The organism is Paenibacillus sp. KS1, from assembly GCF_001680695.1.
GTDB classification, from domain to species: domain Bacteria; phylum Bacillota; class Bacilli; order Paenibacillales; family Paenibacillaceae; genus Paenibacillus_B; species Paenibacillus_B suaedae.
Genome location: NZ_MAIS01000020.1, coordinates 1 through 22,470, shown reverse-complemented (window position 1 = coordinate 22,470; position 22,470 = coordinate 1). Strand labels below are relative to the sequence as shown.

The following is a 22,470-nucleotide window of genomic DNA, read 5'->3' as shown; positions in this document are numbered from 1 at the left end:
TGTGCGAATCCTCGTTGATTTAAGCCCGTCAGACAGGCCACCCCATTTCTGTATAATTCAATCTAGTCCCTATCTTGTGATGATGTATGGAAAATCGACTTCACTCTGCCTACTTGTCCATCCTGCAGGCGTACCTTGATGCCGTGCGGATGAGATGGAGAATTCGTCAGAATATCCTTCACGATACCTCTTGTCGTCTTGCCCGTACGCTGATTCTGCTTCAGCACAATATCCACCTCAAGACCAGCAAATATATGCTTTCGCTGCTGTCCATTCTGTTCCATGAAGACACTGCTCCTTGCTCATTCTATCCTTAACTGCTGACTTGCAGCAAAACCGACTACGCCAACATTTTCATGTATGTGAACGACAGTGGTATCCACATATTATACACGGAAACGTCCCTATGGTATAATGGACCATCAATATCGATTCCATCGTATAAATTCAGGAGGTAACATGCTGACGTTTGAACAGAAACTAGCGGTTATCGAATCGTTCCCAGAGCTTGAGCGTAATAATGTATCACTGGGACGGGTGAACTTCCACTATGAAGACAGCATTGTGGAGAAGAAGATTGTCGTCTATCACCTGCATCCGAACGGCAACGGATTCGTCTATGCCGGCTATGTATCGGGTTATGATACAGATGCCAAAGGCATGGTCAACATCCGTGAATACTCGGAAGAGGAGCTTCGCAAGCTCATTCGCGCCTCCATTGATTCCATGTCGCCTGCTTCACAGGAGGCTGACGTCGAGATGGAAGACACTGCTGAAGAGAGCAGCAGAGAGCCCTATATCAATGACAACAACGAGACACTATGGCTCGAGTATGACTTTGAGTTGTGGAACATCTATGCGGGCGAGAGCCTGGAAATGACATTCGAGACGCGTGAGGAAGCAGAGGAGTACTTGCAAGAGGAAGGCTTCTCACCAGCAAATTCATAGCAGCCAGCGAAGGGGGGGAAAGAAGTGCCGTACAGACTCAGGCAGCATCTTTCCCCTAACTTTATGATTTCTTGCATATTCAGCATACTATATGCCTCCTTGCACTTCATGCATATCCAACCATGGATATCACTACCATACCCACTCCACGCTTCACCTCTATGTCAAACAGACAGGGGGAACGACGCTATCAAGCAAGCAATTTACTCATACATATAGAGTAGCCACCATGCGCAATCCCCATCAATCCTCCCGCCTAATGCATGAGGCAGAAGACTGGGCGTCAAGGAGCGGATCAACATTCAAGCGCTCGATGTGACTGATTCGAATAGCATTGCCGCCACTGCACAATATATCCTTGACATGTATGGGAGCATTCGTCTTCTCGTGAACAATGCTGGATTTGCAATAGGCGGAAATAAGCGAGGTATGGATACAATACATCATACTCATTCCTGTATGAGAATTTTACACTTAAACAAAAAAGGATGGTTCCTTATGACTCACCACGACTACCACCATCTCAACCATGTGAAGGAACAAGTCACTTCTAAGCGTACATTGTGGATTACATTAGCCTTGACCTTATTCTTTACCATTGTTGAAATTGTGGGCGGGCTTCTGTCCAACTCACTTGCTCTCTTATCCGACTCTGCTCATATGATATCGGATGTTATCGCGTTAGGTCTCAGTATGACCGCCATTTACATGGCAACCCGGGAACCCAACCAGCGATATACGTTTGGCTACCTCCGTTTCGAAATCATTGCATCCTTCCTGAATGGTCTGGCTCTGATTGTGATTGCAATTGGAATCGTTGTCGAGGGTGTTAAGCGGATGGTTCATCCGCAAGATGTTGATCTGCGGCTAATGCTGATTATCGCTACGATCGGCTTGATCGTAAACATTGTCCTGACGCTTGTATTGAGTCATAGCACGAAGGAAGAGGACAACCTGAATGTAAAGAGTGCCTTGTGGCACTTTATCGGCGACTTGCTCAGCTCTGTAGGCGTTATTGTATCGGCGATTCTCATCTATTTCACAGGACTGTACGTCTTGGATCCATTGATCAGTATGGTGATTGGGGCCATCATTTGCATTGGCGGCGCGAAAATCATTCGCGAATCCATCCTCATATTAATGGAGGCTGTCCCTGACAAATACGATCTGGAGGAAATACGTGCGGAAATGAACCAGGTGGAAGGAGTAGAAGATGTCCATGAGCTTCATCTGTGGGCGGTATCCACCGATCACTATTCATTGACAGCCCATGTCTTCATCCGTGAGGATATTCAGCCATTCTGCGTCATTCTGGCTATCAATCATATGCTTAAGGCGAAGTACGGCATTGAGCACACCACGATTCAAATTGAGCATCCTGCGATGCATGATCATGGTGAATATGGCAAGCAATTTTTGCAACAAGCGGGGAGCGCAGAAGCTAACCCAGTGTAAGAGATAAGCCTCGTTAGTACCACAGTCTCCATAATGGAAAGCAGCCTGCCGAGTGACTGCTCAGCAAGCTGCTTTCTTTGTTAGGATATCAGGGATATAATCAGCATCAACCGACTTCTTGCTCGCCTATATGACTTACATGATAAATATACGACCCAGGAATTGATTTCATCTGTTCGATCACACCATGATAGGTAGCGTAATCGATCATGTACACATAGGCCCCTGGTAAATCCAGTTCTTCCGCACATTTGTCTGTAAATTCGGAGAGCCACTCTGCCTCTTGGCCAGCAGCCTCCTGCGGTACATCAACAACTACCCCATACAGGTACACCCCATATTGATCAGGGAAATGCTCCAATTTCTTCTGAACCAGATACGCTTCTTGGATGATGGGGATAGAAGCAAGCTTCTCTCTGGCATCCTCCAGCTCTTGCTCACTCAGCCCGTGATGGATATAGGTGTTGTCTTGAAAGGTTAGATGCGTACGTTCCTCAATCGCATCCTTGTTGTCTTCCATCCATTCCATCGCGCGTTCCGCATAAGAATCAGCTTCCTCATATCGCCCCATGTGAACCAGATAATTATAGATCCACCGGCACATCTGATTCGTGCGGAACATATCCAGCTTCATCACTCGTTCAAGCAGATGGATTCCGCCTTCATCTAAATACTGCAAGCGGATGCGTCCTTCTTCTTGCAGCGGCTCAATCTGATCCACATACTCCTCATTAATTCGTTCTAGAAGAGGAAGAGCCTCTTCGCCGCCATACAGCAATTCCGTTGTATGCGCATAGCGGCACCCCTGGTCGAAGCTCAGCTTGCCTTGCTGCTGAAGCTCTTGCTTCAGCTCTTCATGCTCCGCCCGTACCGGCGCATACTCATGGTATCGCTCCTGCCAGCTTGCTGCAATTTGCATCATCCAACGATTGTCCACTTCTTCCAGCAACAATTTGTACAAGCTGCCTAGAAAATATTCTGCCGCCGTAGAGCCGCTTAATGGTTCCCAAGAAGGAACATGAGGTGCATCAGGAGACTGCTGAATTGCCTGCAGCCGATCCGACAAGGACGGATGCGTATCCGTGAGCCCCGTTCGTTCTGCTAGCGCCGCCTGTCCCCATTGCCGCACCGTACGTTCTGGAAGGTCCTTTTTCAAGAAATGTTCCAACGATACGTAAATACGAGGAGGTTCCGATACGCGCTGCGCAGCCCGATACTGATTCGGCCAAAATACTTCCGACAAATAAGCGCCCAGCACATGAACCTTATACAAGGAGGAGGCCGTTACCTCCGCGCCAGCCAGCTGCACAGAGGCGCGGTCTGCACTATATTCGTTTGCCCGCCGCAATACGAATGTATATGCGGAGTAGTACGGATAGAACTTGTTAAAGAATTTCTTGAACAACCCTGTACCGAACTGATTTTTCTCCTCCAGCTTCCCTACAATCGTTCCCCATGTCTTCACGACCCGGTATACCCAGCCTGAGAACCGGCTGTCACCGCCAGACAAATGCCCAAGCTCATGCGCGATCGTCGAACGGAACTCTTCTGGCGTAGAGGCCATCATGTAAGGCAATCCAACAATCAATATGTTTTTGTGCCAACCGAACATACCTAAGCGAGGATGCTGCAGCATCGCAGCATTGAATTGTTCATCCACGATGATGCTGTCCACACGGGGAGCCTTCAATTCACGCGCCATTCGATCGACCTCTGCATACAGTTCCGGCACTTCCGAACGCAACAATACGCGCCCTTCCGGCTGCTCGAAGCGAACCCACAATGAACGTAGAATAATAAGCGCAAGCGGAATAAGAATAATGAATAGCTTCACTTCACCCGCATTGACTCGTCCAGTGGAGATGGAATACCAGATGAGACCGCCTACTAAACCAAGCAGAATTGCTAAAATGAGATAAATATAGCTGAATCCAAGCACTGTTAATCCAAGTACGCGCAGCTTGTATCCTTGCGGAGAGCGCTTCGCGGACTTTTCTAGACGTTCGATGAGAGCTGCGAACTTCTCGTAATCGACTTCCATTCTGTTATGCACCTGCTTCTTATGTAGTCATACATACGATATCTATCATGCTGCTTCCTTCAACCCTTCACATCCAGCGTACTGAAGCCGCAGACTGATCCGCACGTTCCATATCCCGAATATACCGAAGCAGCTCTTGCTGGCGCTCCGTCAGGAGGCGCCTTCGCATGACAAGCTCTGATTGGAACTTGCTTAACCGCTGCTTCATCTCATCAGCAGAGATGCCAACCCAATCCTGAAGCCTCGCAAGCTGCTGCTGAACATACTGCTCATTGCGCTCTAGCAGTTCTGCTAACTGACCAATCTGCTTGTGCGCTTGGCGCAAATCATTCAATTCGACCAGGATACGGTCGTTCATCATATTCCCTCCTTTGCTTCTCGACCTTCCATTCATTTCATTAAGCCAAATCAGCCGCCTTGAACTCATTGGCCTTGCGATCAATATAGCCTGCAAGCTCCTGCACTGCAGTCGCATACCATTCCGTCATCTGCGTAAGTTCTTGCGTGGTGTTCTCTGCTATCGATACGATGCGCTTGCTCTGACTCGTATGAGTCAACTTCGTAATACTGCCAACTGCCGAGCCCGCCTGATCATGGAATTGTCCAACATGCTGCTCTAGCGTTCGCGCCACGCTGCTGAGCTCTTCGGGGCGAAGCGCAATCAGCTTGCCTCCACCTAGTCCCCCCATGGCCGCGCTTAACGTAGCTTGAAGAAGCCCCCCGCCTAATGACATCCCCGCAAGAAGAACGGAATCGCCTTCAAGCAGCGCACGCGGCGAAATCGTCAATTTTTCCCCTGTCGCCCGATTGATCAGCTCATTCTTGATATCGCCATCCTTATCGAACTTGTATTGATCTAAGGAATGAAAATTTTTATCGCCGGATATGGTATCAATAAACCGTTTGATTCGTCCCTTAATACCCTTGTATTCGCTATTCGCGGTCTTAAAATCTTCGCCAAGATAATACGTCGAGCCAACATGGCTATCATACTCTTTAAGCGGTCCCGCTCCTATCGAATCGCTCGGGTGCACATAATTGATAATTTTGTCGTCAAACTCTCCATTTTTGGCCTTTTCCGCTAATTTGTCAGGCAGCAGATTCGTTACGCTTGGTGCACTGTACGTTACCGCACCAACACTATTTTTAGCGCCAGCATACTGCGCCAAGCCGCCGCCAAGGGAGTGTCCGGTCAACGTAACCTCATATTCGGGATACTCCTCCTTCACCTGCCTCACGAGCACATCAGCTTGCCGGAACTGATTATGCTTGTAGTCATGTATATCTTGCTCCATATTTTTCCTCGGGTCTAGGTACGAGAGAATTATATTTTCCCTGGAACTGAATCGTTCCTCCAAATCCTTCGCCTTGCCGAGAACAACATCATTTAAATCCGTCTTGAAATCAGGTAGTGAACGATCAAGGCTTGATGACCCTTCTGTACCTCGAAATCCAACAACTACTTGCTTCGTATCCTTATTGCGGAACACGACTGCATCGAATCCAGATTCAGAATCATGCAGCATCGTGCCCTTCGGCTCAACAACCTCCCACGAGCCACTTGCGCCATCATATGCGCCAGGTGGAACCTTATCATAAGCTGAACTGGACATTTTCCAATAATCTTCATCTGATATGCGTGTTTTTTGGGCCATAGGATTCTCCTGTCTTTTCATTTTTTGGTATCTATCATACAATATTATAAAAATAGTTCCTGTAGGAGTGAAGACGTTATGCAAAAAAATGTCCGCTATACAGGTTTTTTGATTCTCATTTTTGCAATCTTAATAGGATGTGAAGCCGCTATGAACCCTGAACAAAAGCAAGCAGCTGTTCAACAAGCAATGGCAACAGGAACTGAATACTTTAAGGACAAATACGGTTTGGAGACGGAATGGACAGAGCATCAATTCCAGCCTGAGCATGCCTCCAGTCACATTGCGTTATACGGGCATGTCAAGAACAAGCCTGAGGACAACATTTACATTCTTATCAACTACAAGACGTTTGAAGTGATCAGTTCGGTGCACCCAAAGGAAGAAATTTCATAAAAATAAAAAGTAGATTCAACTTGAATCTACCTGAACCGATGCACAAAGAACCCTCATCATGAGGGTTCTTCCCTTATCAGTAAGCTCATATTTACAACGCCACAGACATGCCGCCCCATTCCAATTCCTCTTGGTAAACAGGCTGTACCAGATTGCGCAGATCACCCTTAAATACAAGTTCCAGCAGCTCGGAGCTGCGGAAATCATCGGGCTCTACAGCTGCCGCAGGCTTACCGACGACGTTCAGACCGCATTCCTCGAATAGCGAAGCGACGAATTGAGAACAGAAAAATGCCTTCTCCCGCTCAACCTGCAGCTTGAATGGAATGCCTAGCACACCAAGCAAGTTATACGAATATTTAGCTTCATTGAACATCATGGTGATGATGCGGGCACGAATCATATGGTATTGCGCAGCATTCACCATACAACGGTACATGGCGCATATCGTCGGCTTACCGTCAGCACGCAGTAGATCACGCTCTACCTCTTCACGCATGAAGCCTGCTGTTAACGGATTTCGGGAAGGCTTCTGTCCGAAGCTATATACTTCCCGCAATGCCGGATCGAATGCTACGGATACGTGATTAAGCGGTGCCTTGGTGTACATTCGAATGAGCTTAGAAAACAGTGTTCCTGTATCAGTCAGTACGATATAAATCGGATACCTCTTCGCATCACCCTGTCCTGTGCCCTTCCCCGCATTGATTATGCTGTCCATCCATTCACCCATGCTACATTCGCCCCTATCGCTCTCTGTATTGCTGCTACTTCCATTTTATATATTGAACATATACCCAGACACGTGCTGGCGACGGGTTCTGAACTGGACTTTCGTCGGGTGATCACATCCAACCTGCTTTTGCCTCTCTGATTCTTGAGCAGCAGCCACTCATTAATAGCGGCTCCTTCCACACTGTATGGCCGTCCATTCCATTATTCGTCATATGCATTTCCTAGATCCCTCCATGTACACAAAAAGAAGCCTAATTCCTAAGAATTAGACTCCTTCACCGTTCCGGATATACCATTGTGTTCAACATCTCAACGCAGCTTGGCAGCTCGTCCGCAGCTCTCCCGCACGATCAGCTCTGTTGGTATCATAACCTTCTTGCCAATGATCCGCTGCTTCTCCAACCGCTCCATCATGAGCTCCAGCGCCGTATCACCGATACAGTCACTATGCAGTCTGACCGTGGTAAGCGCAGGGGTCATGAATTGAGCAACCGCAATATCATTGAAGCCAACCACACTAATATCCTCCGGTACTCGCAAGCCATGCTCCTGAATGGCTCGAATCGCTCCGATCGCCATAGAGTCATTTGCCGCAAGGACGGCGGTACAGCCGCGTACAGATGCAATTAGCTCCTTCGTCAAACGGTAGCCATCCTCGGCTGAGAAGGTTCCGACACGCACCAAGGATGAATCGAAGATTCCCGCCTCCTTCATCCACCTCTCGTAAGCGATCTCGCGCCGATCCGCTGTTGAGGCTCCATCCAGCACATCTCTTCCGCCGACATACGCAATTCGCTCATGTCCTAATGCACGAATATGCACCAGTGCCTGCTCTACAGCATCATGCAGATCGACCGTCACAATATCCGACTTGCGATCCCAAGGGACATCATCCACATATACGATTGGAGAGGAGGAGCGCTGGAGTTCATGCAGCTGACCTGACCCAATCGGCCCAACCACGATGAACCCCGATGCAGCAGAAGCAGGAAGGGAGCGTTCTCCCTTCTTGCCTACCTCTACAAGCTGCACGCCTCGCTCCCGAGCTGCTTCTTCTATCGCAAGCCGCACCGTTAAATAATACGGATCATTCAGCTCCTCACTCTTGTCATAGGTCATGACAATTCCGATCGTGTTCTGACTCGCCCTGATTTGCACAGGAGCAGGCGGTTCCGCTATCGGCACGGGCATCGAAGGCTCCGGCGCAGCCATCTCCATCGTCCGCTTCTTCCGCTTGTACTTGTTATAGCCGAGCTCTTCAGTCGTTTCCATAATGCGGCGCCGCGTCTCGTCTGATACCGACAATGTCTCATCGAAGTTCAGCACGCGAGACACCGTGGATATCGACACACCAGCCCGCTCCGCAATTTGTTTCAGGGTAGCCATTTCGCCCTCCAATCGTGATGCGTCGCCAGCAATCCGTCATTCCGTCATTCTTTCATTTCCTTACGATTGTACTGTATTCTTGCCCAAAAGCATAGAGGAAAGCCTCGCGATTGCTAGTTGCGGCGCAGCGTTTCCTTCGCCTTCATCACATCTGAGATTTCCTTATTCGAATATACAGACAGCTTCAGATTCAACTCGAACGGCTCAAATCCACTGCGATACTGACTCAGCTGGCGCTGTCCGCAGGAATTCGATCCTAGGCCGTTCTGCTTCGCATCGAGATGCAGCACAATGTAATCCCGCTTCTGCAAATCAACCGTATGCTTGGCAGCATCCAAATCCTTAACTTCATAATAAGAAGCACTGAAGTCCATCTTCGGATACGCAACTGCCATGATCCCTACCCCATAACGATCCGCCAAGCGAACCCAGCGGCAATCCGTATGATTGCCATTTTCCTGTGGGTGCACGTAATTCGTGAACATTTCATCCACCGTTCGCTCGTAGACGCCAAACTGATTTGCCTGCTTCGAATCTACATACGACTCTCCAGGACCTCTGCCATACCATTTTCCATTCTCACAAGCAGCACGCACACGAAGCTCCACGCCAATGCGCGGAATCATCTCCGGCGCCTGTTCCTTCACGCCACCCGGCTCGCCGCTCACATCGAGCAGCACATCGCCATTCGGGTAGATACAATAATCATAGCGGGAACGGTAATGCCAAGCGGCGTTCGTCGTCCCATTCAAGACAGACACCGTCACACGGACAACATCGCCTTCCTGTGCATAGGTGACTCCTTCTACAATTTCATGCATCAAATGCATAAATGTCTTATTCCGGTAATCGTCCACGATATACATATCATTATCGATCGGCGCGCGCCAGAACTGCAGCTTCGGACCCTCTTCCACAACCATAGTGCCATGATGTGTCCATGAGGTCATGCGGCCCTTGACTGTATCGAATCGAATGCTGAATTCTTCCCCGCGGACGATGAGCTCACAGTGTCCCTCTTCCATCGTAAGCGTGCCGCTTGGCTCGATGTACAGCATCTCACCAGCAATCGGGAGGAGGAATTGCGCCGTCGCCAATTCATGTCCTGCTTGTGCCCAGGCACAATCACTCTTCAACGTATAAGAAAGATTCACGTAATAATCCGTTCCCGGTTCAGGTGTGAAATCGAGCGAGTACCCCAGCTCCACTTCCTTGCTTGTGCGCGCAGCGATGCCAGTAATGTCCGCTTCGCCTGTCTGCAAAATGCAGTCATCCTTTACAATCGAGTAGCGAAGTGCCAATTGATCTAGCGATGCAAAATCGTACTTGTTGCTGACACGGATCAAGCCGCGCTGCAAATCAACCTCATGCGTATGAACAGGCTCAATGACCTTCTTATATTCCAGCAATCCCGGTGAAGGGGTACGATCAGGCATGACAAGTCCGTCAATACAGAAGGCTCCATTCGTCGGATCGTCACCGAAGTCTCCGCCATAACGGTAATAGACACGGCCCTGCTCATCAATCTTCTGGATGCCGTGATCACACCATTCCCAGACGAATCCGCCTTGCAGCTTATCATGTGCGTAGAATAGATCTTGATACTCCTGCATGTTGCCTGGGCCATTGCCCATCGCATGGGCGTATTCGCACAAAATATGCGGCTTTGTAGAGTTCTCAATAATATACTGCATCGTCTTCCGCTCCGGATGATCCAGCCACGTATACATCGTCGAGTACACGTCCGCAATATCCGTATCTCTGTCCCCTTCATAGTGAACAAGGCGTGTCGGATCCATTTCCTTCGCACGGAGACCCATCGCTCTGAAGTTTCGGCCATAGCCTGATTCGTTGCCGAGCGACCACATAATAATACAAGGATGATTCTTATCCCGCTCAATCATGCGCTCAATACGATCGACGTATGCTTTCTCCCATGCCGGATCATCCGTAATCCAATTATAGTTGTCTGTCAGCTCGAAGCCGTGGCACTCCAGATCCGTCTCATCGATCACATACATGCCATACACATTGCACAGCTCATATAAGCAAGGCGAATTCGGATAATGCGCCGTACGGATCGCATTAATATTGTACTGCTTCATGAGGCGGATATCCTTCTCGATATCATCGCGCGATACGACACGCCCTGTAATCGGATGCGCATCATGACGGTTAACACCCTTCAGCTTAATGGCAACCCCATTGACGGTGAATGTGTCCCCCTTCAATTCAACGGTACGGAAGCCTACCTGCTGTGGAATGACCTCAATGACCTCATCCCCGTCTGTTAAGGTGAAGAGAAGGGTATATAGATACGGCTTCTCCGCACTCCATAATTTCGGAGCTGCAATTGGGACAGCAGTCGCGACGCGTTCGCCCGCAGGCATATCGCCGCAGGCTACCTGTTGTCCAGCTGCATCAAGCAGCTCGTAAGACAGCGTGTGTCCCTGCTTCGCACCACGAATATCTGCGCTCAGGCGCAGGATCGCATTCGTATAAGCAGAATCCAGCTCTGTAACCACTGTAAAGTCTTCAATCCCCACAAGCGGCTGGGCATACAATTCGACATCACGGAATATACCGCTCAGCCACCACATGTCCTGATCTTCAATGTACGTTCCATCCGACCATTGATACACGCGGACACACACTTCATTCTGCCCTGCTTCTACATAGCTTGTAATATCAAATTCACTCAGGAGTCTTGCACCCTTGCTGTAACCGACTTCTTGCCCGTTCACCCATACATGGAATGCGGAATCAACGCCATGGAATCGTAAAATTACCTGCTGATTGCCCAGCCATTGCGGGCTAATCGCAAAGCTGCGCTTATATATTCCTGTCGGGTTGTCTGTCGGCACATAAGGCGGATTAATCGGGAAGTTGTACCATAGATCCGAGTAATGCATATTTCCATAACCCTCAAGCTGCCAGTTGCTCGGTACCGTAATGTCGTCCCAGTTCGAGCAATCAAATGATGGCCGCTCGAATCCCGGCGGCGAATACTCAGGCGCTTCCAAATATGCGAACTTCCATGTTCCATTCAAACTCTTCCATTGATGCGCATACTTCGGCTCGTTCAGCAAGGCTAGTTGTCGATTCGGATAGGAGCGAAAGTACGCTCTACCCTTCATACGGTTACAATTTGTAACGCTCACATTTTCCCACTGCTTCATCACACGCATAGTACGGCCTCCTGCCCACGGGGATTCCTCACACGAACGACATCCATTTCCATCCGTCTAACCATTAGTTCTGTCTGAGATGTAGGATGAATCACATCTTCACTTCCTAATAAAATTTTACCTGACCTTAGTAAAATTCTCAATCGTTTTAGTAAAATATTTTACTGATCATTTAATTTTTTACTAACCATTACATGATGTTAGTAAAACTTTTAGTAAATACATGTTTTCCCTGTAAAATGGGTAATATCAACAAAAAGAAGAGCGAAGACGTTTTGTCTCCGCTCTCGCAACCTTGATTTTACTATTATTTTACCTAAATTTTACTCAACTTCGACTGTCTGCCATCGACTTTCCTTCACGTCTTCGCGACCATACGGACCACGCCATGTCCACCCAGAAATAAATGACGAACATCGGGCATGCCATATTCCAGATTGCTGAAATTTGCACGTAGCCAGCCTCTAGCAAGGGATGCAGTCCGTACACAACCGCTAGCGATAAAAACATCCAGCATAGTGAAAAGGATAGACAAACATGACCTTGAAGTTGTATCCGATATGAAGAATAGTCCCACCATTTGCGATAAAATACCTTCTCCAGCATTAAGCCGCTCACATATTCAACAGCCGTCGGAATGACGAAGCTCAGCAGCAGAATGAGGATCCAATTGCCCCCTTTTTCGACATAAGGAAGCAAGAGAAGAGGAGCAACTCCATACATAGGTTTGAATGGCCCTTGCAGGAATCCCTCCTTCCAGAAACGGCCCGTTATTAACTTACTGTATATGTTCTCAAGCAGCCACCCTCCGAACGAGTAGACCATAAAATAAAAAACGGCAGCCAATGCATCATTGGCTGCCGCTCCTGTAACTTGCAACGGAATTGGCACATGTGCCACCATAACGCATAACCTCCTTATGCCTGCATCAGCGGCATATCTCAAGCTACCCGTAGTATGGATGTATTCCGCACCACTTATTCCCTGTTTCCCCGATTATTCAACAATAATGAGGCTAGCGTGCGACTGTCCCGGAAGGGAGAAAGTCATCGCCAGAGAGTGGAATGCCTTCACTTTCTGTCCTTCCTTCAAATCCTCCACCTTCACAGCAACACCTTGCTTGTCCATAATGTATGTTTCCTTCGAGATATTCAAAATGACGTCATTATTGATATTGCCATCATTATCTACATCGACATGAACTCGCGCGTTCACATCGCCATCTGTTTTTGTTACTGTCAGCACTTTGCCTTCCTTAACCACCGTTTCACCTTTAACAACGATTTTTTCGGCACCAACCGTACCCGGGAATGTCATCAACATAATTGGTCCATATTGAACCTCTACAACTGCGCCTTCTTTCAGGGCATCCTTGCTGAGCGGCTGACCCTTTTCATTTACGATAACCGTGTTGTCTTGTACATTAATATGCAAATATTGTTGACCACGGAGAACAAATTTACTTCCGTTCCCCGACTCAATAATTCCTTGTGATGTCACATGCTCTTCTGGCAATGTCGAGCCCTCCTCTACAGGGTGAGATGATACGACATGACCTTGAATGGCTTCAGCAGCTACTTCTCCAGCGAAGGGGACGCTAAGTACCGCCATAATCGATGCAATTGCCAAGCCTTTGTTCCATTTTTTCATTGTAAATTCCTCCTCTAATCTCATGTTGTTGTGGCACACCTATGTACCTGCTTCTTGATGCCTTACGATTATTCGGTTTGTCTTCATAGACGGAGGAAGTATGCATAATGTTGCATAAAAAATAATTTGAATATGTATTCAATCATATATGTGTCTTGCTCATGTCCAGACCTGCCCTTACTAGATTTACCGCTAGCATATAAAAAGGTGCCAGAGGGAGAGCACACGATCCCTCCTTTGGCACCTTTGTTCCTTATTATCTGTTCGTTCTTACTGTTCACCAATACGACGTTGAATAAATGAATCCACCGCCGTCTTAAGCACTGCGACAACCGGGACGGCAATGAACATGCCCAAAATGCCGAACATAGCGCCTCCAATAATAATCGCAAAGATAATCCAAATGGGACCTATGCCCACTTTATTACCCACAATTTTCGGACCGATATAATAACCGTCGAACTGTTGGACGATGAAAATAAACAACGTAATCCATAGCGTCTGTTCTGGTGATACAAACAACGTAATGATACCGACGAACAACATCCCCATAAATGGGCCGAAGTACGGGATCACATTCGTTATGGCCACGAGCAGAGCGGACAACAGCGCATATGGCGCTTGAATAATTAGGAGTCCAATGAATACGATGCTGCCTACGACCGTTGCATCCAAAATGACCCCTACAAAATATTGCGAGAAAATCATGTCCATTTTTCTTACGAAATCAATGACGCCTTCAGCCCGTTCCTTCTTAAGCAGGCCGTGCAAAGTGCGCTTCGCGCCTGTCCCGATCTTCTCCTTGTCCTTCAGCAAGTAGATCGAGACGATAAAGCCGATAACGAGATTCAACAGCGCAGACGTAAAGGTAAACAAGCTGGACAGCAAATTGTTCAGCATCAGCTTCAAGAAGTCGCTAATTTGACTGGAGACGGAGCTGAAATGCTCGCTAATGCTGCTCGAGATTCCGGATTGAATGAACCATTCCTTACTCATGACATTGGCCTGCAGCCATATTTTCGTACTCTCCATATAAATCGGCATATCAGCCAGCAATGTGCTTACACTCTCTATAACCCGCGGTGTAATGACCGTAATCAGCAGCACAATAATGCCGAAAAACAAGGTATACACGGCTATAATACTAATAAATCGCTTCGATTTTGTCCTGGCCAACAGCCTCTTCTCCAATAGATTGACAAGTGGGCGAAGAAGGTAGGCAATGAAACAAGCAATAAAAAACGGTGTAAGCATAGACAATAGGGCTACGACTCCCTTGAGCACATAACCGATATTATCGATGAGCTTGTACACTATCACTGCAATGGTGAATAGCCCCAAGTAGCGCAGTGTTCTTCGATTCTTAAGCATGGCATCCCCCTGATTGCTAATTCGTACACGTATAACTTAGTATAGCGATTTTCTCAAGAAATGAAATAAATATGAAAAAAGCATTTTCTCATCGACATCATCGATGAGAAAATGCTTCTTATTTCGGTCTTATTGAGCTGCCTTGCTGCGACGGAACAATACGCGGTCAAGCGAGTAGTCCGCCCCTCCGCTTACTACTAAGTACAACGACATGGCTGCAAGCGCAATATCCAATTCATAGCCGCCTACGAAGCCCATTTGCAGCTTCACCGTGAAGATAGCCATAAGCATAATGACGGTAAACGCCGCCCCAATCCATCTTGTACCCAGACCAACGATGAGCAGAAGGCCTCCAATCAATTCAACAGCCGCGACAACGTATCCCATGAATCCCGGAATACCCAGACTTTCGAAGAAGCCTGCTGTATTGTCGAGACCCCCTTGGAACTTCTCTAGGCCGTGAATGAAGAAAATAATCCCTAGCGCAAGCCTGATGAACAATGTACCTAATCCTTGATTTACTGACATAATAAAACGCCTCCTATTTAACATAATATGTGTTAGTATGGTTGATTCATGAATCTTCAATTAAAACTACGCATTGTAGTGTAAAACGCTAAAAAAAATTAAGGCATAGCAGCAAAGAACAATAAACATAATGCAAGCAATACTTGCAGTGACACAATAGCCCGCGTAAACGGCAGCTTCATTGGAATATCTGTATCTGGCTCCAACAGCTGACGAATCCGGTAATTAATCGATGTATCTGCGAATGAGACATACGCAAATGGCATGCGCGGCGCCTTGCCTTGCTTCAACATCTTGAGCAGTGCGCTTCCTAAGTGTGCCGATGTTCCGAGACGTCCAATGGCGTAATGATCGGCCAGCACTTCACGGATGATGTTATACTGCTGCTTCGACCATCTCATAATTGGCATGTACCACATGACCGAAGCGAGAAGAGACAGAATGAACATCCGCAATGGATCTCGGTGCATCTGATGGAAAGCCTCATGATGGACAACTGCTTCCAGCTCATCATCATCAAGCAGTTCCATTAAGCCGGTCGATACGACCACGATTGGCAACCATAGCCCCATCGTGAACGCGATCGGGGAAGCATGCTCGACAATCATCATTCGCTGCTTGCCTTCATAGAACCGACTATTCATCTGAAGCGTCAGCTCCTGACTGCGATACGCATGCAGCTTCCAGTATGCTTTGCGAGACAGCCACATCTGCCGGATGAACAGGATCAGTACGCTAATAAGCGTACAGAACACATAGGCATCAAGCACGTACACGAACTTGGACAATCCGTAGTTCTGCATGAGCGTGGAGCACGCCTCGACGAGATTGAAGTGCAGTTCCCATCCGGCAAGCACCTTCATCGCATATAGTACCATTTGACAGAACAACACGGCTGCAATTAGAAGCATCGAACTGAAAATGAACGTAGATCGATTTTTCCACATTGTCTATTTATCCTTTTTCAATTGCTTGATTTTTTGTTCCAATTTGTCCAGCAGCCCCTCATCTACATCCTCCAAGGCATCCAGCATGTGATTCACGACAAGCGGACCGAATTCATCCATCAGCTCATGCGTTAATTCCTTGGACTGTGTATCGAGGAAGGCATCCCGACACAATACTGGGCGGAATAAGGAAGAACGCCCCTCCGTGCGCTTGACCAGGACTCCCTTATCCACGAGTCGGTTCATGACCGTCATGACGGTGTTGAAGTTGACGCACTTCTCTGCCTCAAGCTTCTTCTGCACGTCCTTAATCGTCATTTCAGAACCTTCCCACAGGACAGACATAACCTTGGCCTCCAGCGGCCCGAAGAACCGGTTCAATCCACTCTCGTGGAATTTGAAGTTATGAATTTTCATCGTGGAATTCCTCCCACTACAAATTGTAGTGTGATCGCAAACCTATGTCAAGTATGTCCATAATTAGGCATTAGAAATTTATAAAATTGGCGACACCAATCGTGCGATGGATTCTACAAATCGGTGACGAATTGACCGCTTCTGGTACGTATTCCAATTTAACGCGATAGACTCCTTCATATCCTGCTCGAACAACTTGTCGAGCTCTCCCGCTACCGCTTTGTCATAGAGGAAGGCATTAACTTCGAAGTTCAGGCTGAAGCTGCGATGATCCAGATTCGCCGTACCAACCGTAGCAGCCCATCCATCTACAACCATCGTCTTGGCATGCAGGAAGCCCTTCTCATACCAATAGCACTTGGCACCAGCACGAAGCAATTCACCAAGATACGCATTTGATGCCCATTGCACCAACTGACTGTCTCCCTTCTTCGGAATCATGATGCGTACATCAACCCCAGATTGTACGGCAACCTTTAACGCGATGAGCACACTATCATCCGGCACAAGATACGGTGTCTGTACATAGATGCGATCCTTGGCTTCGAATATGAGCTTAAGCAATGCATTACGAATTTGCTGCTTATCGGAGTCCGGACCGCTGGATACAATTTGAACGGCCGTATTCCCTGTATGAACTGGTGTTGGAAAGTATCTTTCATTAAAGGCCAGATACTGTTCAGACGCGATGGACCAATCAAGCAAGAACTGGCCCTGAAGGCGATGAACAGCCCCTCCTTGCAGCTCAAGATGAGTATCACGCCAATGTCCAATCTTCGGATCGAGTCCGACGTACTCATCACCGATATTAAATCCGCCAACAAACCCAACTTTGCCATCCATAACCGCGATTTTTCGGTGATTGCGATAGTTGACACGCAAATTAAGATACGGGATCCGCGATGGGAAGAAGCGGAATACTTCTCCGCCTGCTTCACGCAGAGCTGCAAGATCCCTATCCTTCAAGGCAGGCGATCCAATATCGTCATACAGCAGCCTTACCTCGACACCATTCGCAGCGCGCTCCGTCAACGCGTCAATGATTCTGCGTCCGGTCGAATCCCCAGCAAGCTTGTAATACAGCAAATGGACATGATCTTCAGCATTCTGAATTCGGTCAACTAGCCGATCCATCATCTCGTCCCCGTCTGCAATGACATTCACCTTGTTGTCCTGTGTTAAGGGAGAGTAGCTGCTTACCAAGTTCATATAAATAAGCGGCTCATAGTACTTCACGCCATCATCCTGATATTCGAAGGTTCCCTCCCGAATTCGCCGCACTTGAGCTGCAATTTCATCTCGAACAAGACGTTCATTCCGAGGCTTGATTCGATAGACCCTCCGTCGAGCCAGATTCTGACCGAACAAAATATAGAATAGGAATCCGATGAATGGGAGCAGCAAGAGAAGCATTAACCATGCCCACGTTCCCCCTACATTGCGTCTCTCTAGAAAAATAACGATTGCCGCAAATAGCAAATTAATAATCGGTATCCATATCGCCGCCAGCTCCAATAGATGTGTCCACATAGATAAGCCGCTCCTGTTCCTTAAGATGACTCCATTGTACCATGAGAGAGGTGCATGCTCAGTCATTCATGTACTTAGCGTTCAGGAGGAGATGTTCGTCCACTGCTTGGCCGAAGAGCAGCTGGATCATCATCCATGGGCACTTCACTTCCGCCTCCTTTATCCATGGAGGTGGATCCATTTCCTATCGCAGTCCCTTGCTCTTTGCATGATTCATTCTGAGGAGCACTCTCTTCTTGCTGTGTCTTCGCCTGAGCGTTGGATCGGTACATATCAACTAACAGCAGGAGCAAGGGCAGGACAAGCCCGGGCAGAAGCGCATAGGTCGCCCAATGATCGAGCAGCTTGCTAAGATAGGGAGAATTCGGGATGAATAAGATCGACCAGCTGACCGTGATCATCCCTAACGGAATGATGAGGAAGCGGTGTTCAGCTAGCTTCAAGGATTGGGCGAGGCCTACCGCAGTCGCATACAGAAGCAGCGCCATTCGGAAGTAGGTCGTCAAAAACCAAATGACCGCCATCACCGCCTCGATCCGCTCCAAAAAATTACCGATGCTGATTTTTTTGGCCAGCGCATAGGTCGGATACATATGCCGTGCCGTACTATCGGCTCCAAGGGTCAATATAGACAATAACGTTGTAATGATCAGGAACGCCCCGCCAATTATGCATCCCCACAGCAAAGCATTTGCCACTTTGCCTTGGTTCTTAACTGAAGGAAGAATCAGCAGCAAGATTGCCATGTCGAGGAAAGGGAAGCTGAAGAAGGTCAATCCCCCGCGAATGACCGGCACAAATCCACGTTCAAGAACCGGCAGGAGCTGCTTCACTTCAACTTGCGGCATTACAAACAAAATAAAGCAAATAAATAGAAGCAGCACCCACGGGAAAAATATTTCAGCTCCTCGCGCAAACACTTCGATTCCAAGATAGGCACCGAAAATGATGATGAACATAAAAACAATATGAGTCGCCACAGCCGGTGTCTCCGGCATAATCTGCATCGTTATGAAGTCGCCGATATCCCGCAGGGTAAGCGCCGCTGTAGTAAGTGCAAATCCGATAATGAAGCAAAGCGAAGCTGCCTTGCCGAGCACCTTGCCAAGAATCAACTCACAATATCCTGCTATCGATTGTCCCGGGTATCTTCGGCATAGGGCGGAGTACAGGGGGATGACGAGCAGGCCGAGCCCTAGGGATAATAGAGCGGACAGCCACCCATCCTGCCGGACTTCTTCCGCTAGGCTCGATGGGATAATCAAGATCGCGCTTCCGATAATAAATAGTGCCGTCAAGATTGTCAGCTGACGAATACTTATGATAGATTGATCCTTCATCCGCCCTATCACCTCCCTTGATGCAGCATCTCACTAGCTAGCTTGTCGTTCTTTACTACAGAAATCGCCTCAAAGGCTTAAACATCATCATGATCCAATCCATAGGATTCGGTATCCTCAATTTCATCCCGAGGATTATACCAAACCCGGCAGCGATGAGCAGCATGATCAGCAGCACCCAGCGTTCCTTGGATAATTGCTGCCGCTTCATACGAGAGGATTCAGACAGGAAGGTGATCGCCGCGATTACAATTGAGCCAATACTGATCCACATCTCTCCTACTCCTTCACGTCACGTAAGAATGAGTTGCCAATTGTCCCTGTCCGTACAATTTTCAGATCCACTTGGATTTTGACTGGGAGCTCCTTGAACAATTCCTCCCACCGCTCCTTATGCTGATTCCAGTAGCCTGGATAGGCCCGGTGAACAGCTTCGCCGAATCCAAATATATCTGCACCTACTGCCTGCGCTCGCTGCAGTGATTTGGTCGAATGGCTAATCATCACTTGTTCTGCCGCCTGCTCCAATTGATGTAAGGTAGACTGCTGGCTAGTATCCATTTCGCATTCAACATCCGCAACATTGGCCTCTGTTCGTATGAAGACGTTGATTTCTGGTCGATTATTCGTAACCTTTGCCTTCACCTTGGTCTTGGAATGAATGACCTCCACCCCCGCCTTCCCCCCAGACTTGCAGGGAATTTGAACGTAGGTGTTCTCCAAATTATCGGTCAGGTTGCTGTATCCCTTGCTCTCCGCCTCATTCATCCACCCCACGAGCTTGTCTCCCTTGAAGATAGCTATGCCTGAATACTTTAATAGCGCCTGGGTCTCGATCAGCTCCACGTTCTCCTTCTTCTTCCCCGCCTCACTATCCCCCTGAATCAATATCCCTGTCAGCACTGCTTCCTTCCCGTAACTGGTTATATTCGTTATCAAATCATCCAGCCGAACACCAACCGTCGGTGCCCAGGTCTTATCCGACACCTCTAGCGACTTATACATTTTATTAGCAGGTATTTTATCGAGCGGTGTATAGAAATTCAAAATATCTCTTGCCGTAGTTCCCTTAGCAACTACGAGATAAAAATCAGTACGCAGCTCTTGATCACGTGATAGGAAATCAAGCGGCTTGCTGATGCCCTCACGCGCCATCTCCTCTCCAAAAACAAAAATTCGCAGATGCGAGAAATACACCTTGCGAGGTGTAATCGTGGTCATGCGTCGTATCGCTTGGAACACCGTATTTCCTTTTGCACTATAGAGCGTTACAGGAGCCCTGTTGCCGCTCGGTTTGCGTGCCGATACCTCGCTTGGATCGACAACCTGCACAAATACCTCATACTGCCCATTGTCTGCTCTATCAATTCCCATCCCTACCGCTATGGCCAAATCATTCATCTCACGCCGATTCCAACAGCCGGAGACGAGCAGACCAAGCAGCAGAAGCAGCAGGCAGCTGATGAGAGCGGATCTCCGCTTCATGACTGTCGCCCCCTTTTTTACTTGATGATGTTGTTATTTTGTTGGCGGCTTGGGCTTAGCTTGTGCCGGAGGCTGCTGCCGATTCTTATTGTTCGGACTCATATAGCTTGGTCTTGTCCGCATTGCCCACTGCGGCAACCGAAAGATCGTATCTTTCTGATCTTTGATAATGATAGGTGCCAGCGGACTCATATAAGGGACGCCAAAAGAGCGCAGGCTGCACAAGTGGAGCACAATGGCGATCAGTCCGATGCAGACCCCGAACAACCCAAAAGATGCAGCGAGCAGCATGAGTGGAAAACGAAGCATCCGGAACGCATTCGACATGCTGTATGCTGGAAATACGAAGCTGCAAATCGCCGTCGTCGACACAACGATGACCATCGCAGCAGAGACGATACCCGCATCGACCGCAGCTTGTCCAATGACGAGCGTTCCCACAACTGACACTGCTGGCCCAATCATTCTTGGCATTCGGATTCCTGCTTCCCGAAGCAGCTCGAATAGAATCTCCATCATAATCGCCTCGATGACAGCAGGGAAAGGAATCCCTTCCCGCTGTGCCGCCAAGCTGATTAGCAGCTGCGTTGGAAGCATCTCCTGGTGGAATGTCGTAATTGCGACATATAGTGATGGCCCTAACAGCGCGATGAAGATACCAATATAGCGAAGGATACGAACAAGAGTGCTAATGTCCGAACGGAAAAAGTAATCCTCAGCCGCATGGAGGAAGGATACGAATAACGCAGGAACTACAAGTACGGACGGTGTGCCATCTACGAGAATCGCAATCTTCCCTTCCAGCAGCTCTGCTGCAATGACATCTGGACGTTCTGTATTGTACACGGTTGGGAAGGGCGTGAACGTCTTGTCCTGAATCAATTCTTCGATGTATCCACTCTCCAGAATGCCGTCAATATCGATTCGAGCCATACGGTCTCGTACCTCTTGTACGACCTTGTCATTGGCGATCCCTTGAATGAACATAATTGCGACATTCGTTTGTGTGAGACGACCGAACGACTTCGTCTCCACGCGTAAATCCTGATGCTTGATCCTTCTCCGAACCAGTGATGTATTCGTTCGTAGTGTCTCAGAGAACGCCTCACGAGAACCTCGAACAGATGGTTCTGTTGTTGCCTCTACTACACCGCGATCCTTCCATCCCTGTGTGCTGGCTGACAACCCCGTCGTATAGCCATCTAAGAGCAGTACCGTATTACCGGACAACACCTCTTGGAATACATCCTCGAAGCAGGCTACAGACTGAATATCCCCTACTGCAAGCACTCGCTCTTGCAATAGCTTAATCATATCTGTAGACCCACCCGTCCCAGGCTGTGAGCCTGATTGCGAGCTTTGTTGCGAGCCTTGTTGCGGGCTCTGTTGCGAGCCTTG

21 protein-coding genes are annotated in these 22,470 nt (G+C 48.2%); 3 read left to right on the top strand and 18 right to left on the bottom strand.

Going from position 1 to position 22,470, the window contains the following annotated elements:
- Positions 1 to 62: 62 nt before the first annotated feature.
- A complete protein-coding gene (locus tag BBG47_RS09025) occupies positions 63 to 284 on the bottom strand; it encodes a YwbE family protein (protein ID WP_065291468.1) in 222 nt (73 codons plus the stop codon).
- Between the two features lie 175 nt (positions 285 to 459).
- Between BBG47_RS09025 and BBG47_RS09020 the strand changes: the two genes are divergently transcribed.
- The gene (locus tag BBG47_RS09020) at positions 460 to 948 is read left to right on the top strand and encodes a hypothetical protein (RefSeq protein WP_065291467.1); all 489 of its coding nucleotides are present in this window, start codon (positions 460 to 462) and stop codon (positions 946 to 948) included.
- Positions 949 to 1,224: 276 nt separating this feature from the next.
- Complete coding sequence (locus BBG47_RS09010; RefSeq protein WP_368072440.1) at positions 1,225 to 2,403, top strand: cation diffusion facilitator family transporter; 1,179 nt, start codon at positions 1,225 to 1,227, stop codon at positions 2,401 to 2,403.
- A 106-nt stretch (positions 2,404 to 2,509) separates the two neighbouring features.
- On the opposite strand, the gene BBG47_RS09005 is transcribed toward BBG47_RS09010, so the two are convergent.
- The 3 genes from BBG47_RS09005 to BBG47_RS08995 all read right to left on the bottom strand — a co-directional run bounded on the left by BBG47_RS09005 (position 2,510) and on the right by BBG47_RS08995 (position 6,099).
- Complete coding sequence (locus BBG47_RS09005) at positions 2,510 to 4,444, bottom strand: M48 family metallopeptidase (protein ID WP_065291464.1); 1,935 nt, start codon at positions 4,442 to 4,444, stop codon at positions 2,510 to 2,512.
- A gap of 67 nt (positions 4,445 to 4,511) precedes the next feature.
- Positions 4,512 to 4,802, bottom strand: coding sequence for a hypothetical protein (locus BBG47_RS09000; protein WP_065291463.1), 291 nt, complete (start codon positions 4,800 to 4,802; stop codon positions 4,512 to 4,514).
- Between the two features lie 40 nt (positions 4,803 to 4,842).
- Positions 4,843 to 6,099 (bottom strand): Tle-like phospholipase domain-containing protein, encoded by a 1,257-nt coding sequence (locus BBG47_RS08995; RefSeq protein ID WP_065291462.1) that lies wholly within the window; start codon positions 6,097 to 6,099, stop codon positions 4,843 to 4,845.
- 78 nt (positions 6,100 to 6,177) lie between these two features.
- Between BBG47_RS08995 and BBG47_RS08990 the strand changes: the two genes are divergently transcribed.
- Positions 6,178 to 6,495 (top strand): hypothetical protein, encoded by a 318-nt coding sequence (locus BBG47_RS08990; protein ID WP_065291461.1) that lies wholly within the window; start codon positions 6,178 to 6,180, stop codon positions 6,493 to 6,495.
- A 91-nt stretch (positions 6,496 to 6,586) separates the two neighbouring features.
- Here BBG47_RS08990 and BBG47_RS08985 read toward each other — a convergent pair whose 3' ends face one another.
- The 14 genes from BBG47_RS08985 to BBG47_RS08920 all read right to left on the bottom strand — a co-directional run.
- Positions 6,587 to 7,228 (bottom strand): hypothetical protein, encoded by a 642-nt coding sequence (locus BBG47_RS08985; RefSeq protein ID WP_254659789.1) that lies wholly within the window; start codon positions 7,226 to 7,228, stop codon positions 6,587 to 6,589.
- A 311-nt stretch (positions 7,229 to 7,539) separates the two neighbouring features.
- On the bottom strand, positions 7,540 to 8,616 hold the full coding sequence (locus tag BBG47_RS08980) for a LacI family DNA-binding transcriptional regulator (protein WP_065291460.1): 1,077 nt from the start codon (positions 8,614 to 8,616) through the stop codon (positions 7,540 to 7,542).
- A 113-nt stretch (positions 8,617 to 8,729) separates the two neighbouring features.
- The gene (ebgA, locus tag BBG47_RS08975) at positions 8,730 to 11,804 is read right to left on the bottom strand and encodes a beta-galactosidase subunit alpha (RefSeq protein WP_094183146.1); all 3,075 of its coding nucleotides are present in this window, start codon (positions 11,802 to 11,804) and stop codon (positions 8,730 to 8,732) included.
- 327 nt (positions 11,805 to 12,131) lie between these two features.
- Positions 12,132 to 12,707, bottom strand: coding sequence for a putative ABC transporter permease (locus BBG47_RS08970; protein ID WP_065291459.1), 576 nt, complete (start codon positions 12,705 to 12,707; stop codon positions 12,132 to 12,134).
- Positions 12,708 to 12,800: 93 nt separating this feature from the next.
- A complete protein-coding gene (locus BBG47_RS08965; RefSeq protein WP_065291458.1) occupies positions 12,801 to 13,454 on the bottom strand; it encodes a hypothetical protein in 654 nt (217 codons plus the stop codon).
- 270 nt (positions 13,455 to 13,724) lie between these two features.
- A complete protein-coding gene (locus BBG47_RS08960; protein ID WP_065291457.1) occupies positions 13,725 to 14,825 on the bottom strand; it encodes an AI-2E family transporter in 1,101 nt (366 codons plus the stop codon).
- 129 nt (positions 14,826 to 14,954) lie between these two features.
- Positions 14,955 to 15,353 carry a DoxX family protein gene (locus BBG47_RS08955; RefSeq protein WP_021257314.1) on the bottom strand — a complete coding sequence of 133 codons (399 nt, stop codon included), beginning with the start codon at positions 15,351 to 15,353 and terminating at the stop codon, positions 14,955 to 14,957.
- 98 nt (positions 15,354 to 15,451) lie between these two features.
- Positions 15,452 to 16,300: a M56 family metallopeptidase gene (locus tag BBG47_RS08950; RefSeq protein ID WP_065291456.1), complete on the bottom strand. Its 849-nt coding sequence runs from the start codon at positions 16,298 to 16,300 to the stop codon at positions 15,452 to 15,454.
- 3 nt (positions 16,301 to 16,303) lie between these two features.
- Positions 16,304 to 16,717 (bottom strand): BlaI/MecI/CopY family transcriptional regulator, encoded by a 414-nt coding sequence (locus BBG47_RS08945; RefSeq protein ID WP_021257316.1) that lies wholly within the window; start codon positions 16,715 to 16,717, stop codon positions 16,304 to 16,306.
- Between the two features lie 78 nt (positions 16,718 to 16,795).
- Complete coding sequence (gene cls / locus BBG47_RS08940) at positions 16,796 to 18,247, bottom strand: cardiolipin synthase (protein WP_065291455.1); 1,452 nt, start codon at positions 18,245 to 18,247, stop codon at positions 16,796 to 16,798.
- A gap of 74 nt (positions 18,248 to 18,321) precedes the next feature.
- On the bottom strand, positions 18,322 to 19,587 hold the full coding sequence (locus tag BBG47_RS08935; RefSeq protein ID WP_065291454.1) for a GerAB/ArcD/ProY family transporter: 1,266 nt from the start codon (positions 19,585 to 19,587) through the stop codon (positions 18,322 to 18,324).
- Positions 19,588 to 19,642: 55 nt separating this feature from the next.
- Positions 19,643 to 19,861, bottom strand: a complete 219-nt coding sequence (locus tag BBG47_RS08930; protein WP_065291453.1) for a hypothetical protein — start codon at positions 19,859 to 19,861, stop codon at positions 19,643 to 19,645.
- 5 nt (positions 19,862 to 19,866) lie between these two features.
- Positions 19,867 to 21,072, bottom strand: a complete 1,206-nt coding sequence (locus tag BBG47_RS08925; RefSeq protein ID WP_065291452.1) for a Ger(x)C family spore germination protein — start codon at positions 21,070 to 21,072, stop codon at positions 19,867 to 19,869.
- 33 nt (positions 21,073 to 21,105) lie between these two features.
- Positions 21,106 to 22,470: spore germination protein (locus BBG47_RS08920; RefSeq protein ID WP_065291451.1), on the bottom strand; the 1,365-nt coding region annotated here is incomplete at its 5' end.

Bases quoted from the DNA above. Each gene is read 5' to 3' on its own strand.
- BBG47_RS09025 (WP_065291468.1), bottom strand. From the start codon at position 284: ATGGAACAGAATGGACAGCAGCGAAAGCATATATTTGCTGGTCTTGAG.
- BBG47_RS09020 (WP_065291467.1), top strand. From the start codon at position 460: ATGCTGACGTTTGAACAGAAACTAGCGGTTATCGAATCGTTCCCAGAG.
- BBG47_RS09005 (WP_065291464.1), bottom strand. From the start codon at position 4,444: ATGGAAGTCGATTACGAGAAGTTCGCAGCTCTCATCGAACGTCTAGAA.
- BBG47_RS09000 (WP_065291463.1), bottom strand. From the start codon at position 4,802: ATGAACGACCGTATCCTGGTCGAATTGAATGATTTGCGCCAAGCGCAC.
- BBG47_RS08995 (WP_065291462.1), bottom strand. From the start codon at position 6,099: ATGGCCCAAAAAACACGCATATCAGATGAAGATTATTGGAAAATGTCC.
- BBG47_RS08990 (WP_065291461.1), top strand. From the start codon at position 6,178: ATGCAAAAAAATGTCCGCTATACAGGTTTTTTGATTCTCATTTTTGCA.
- BBG47_RS08985 (WP_254659789.1), bottom strand. From the start codon at position 7,228: ATGGGTGAATGGATGGACAGCATAATCAATGCGGGGAAGGGCACAGGA.
- BBG47_RS08980 (WP_065291460.1), bottom strand. From the start codon at position 8,616: ATGGCTACCCTGAAACAAATTGCGGAGCGGGCTGGTGTGTCGATATCC.
- ebgA (WP_094183146.1), bottom strand. From the start codon at position 11,804: ATGCGTGTGATGAAGCAGTGGGAAAATGTGAGCGTTACAAATTGTAAC.
- BBG47_RS08970 (WP_065291459.1), bottom strand. From the start codon at position 12,707: ATGGTGGCACATGTGCCAATTCCGTTGCAAGTTACAGGAGCGGCAGCC.
- BBG47_RS08965 (WP_065291458.1), bottom strand. From the start codon at position 13,454: ATGAAAAAATGGAACAAAGGCTTGGCAATTGCATCGATTATGGCGGTA.
- BBG47_RS08960 (WP_065291457.1), bottom strand. From the start codon at position 14,825: ATGCTTAAGAATCGAAGAACACTGCGCTACTTGGGGCTATTCACCATT.
- BBG47_RS08955 (WP_021257314.1), bottom strand. From the start codon at position 15,353: ATGTCAGTAAATCAAGGATTAGGTACATTGTTCATCAGGCTTGCGCTA.
- BBG47_RS08950 (WP_065291456.1), bottom strand. From the start codon at position 16,300: ATGTGGAAAAATCGATCTACGTTCATTTTCAGTTCGATGCTTCTAATT.
- BBG47_RS08945 (WP_021257316.1), bottom strand. From the start codon at position 16,717: ATGAAAATTCATAACTTCAAATTCCACGAGAGTGGATTGAACCGGTTC.
- cls (WP_065291455.1), bottom strand. From the start codon at position 18,247: ATGTGGACACATCTATTGGAGCTGGCGGCGATATGGATACCGATTATT.
- BBG47_RS08935 (WP_065291454.1), bottom strand. From the start codon at position 19,587: ATGAAGGATCAATCTATCATAAGTATTCGTCAGCTGACAATCTTGACG.
- BBG47_RS08930 (WP_065291453.1), bottom strand. From the start codon at position 19,861: ATGTGGATCAGTATTGGCTCAATTGTAATCGCGGCGATCACCTTCCTG.
- BBG47_RS08925 (WP_065291452.1), bottom strand. From the start codon at position 21,072: ATGAAGCGGAGATCCGCTCTCATCAGCTGCCTGCTGCTTCTGCTGCTT.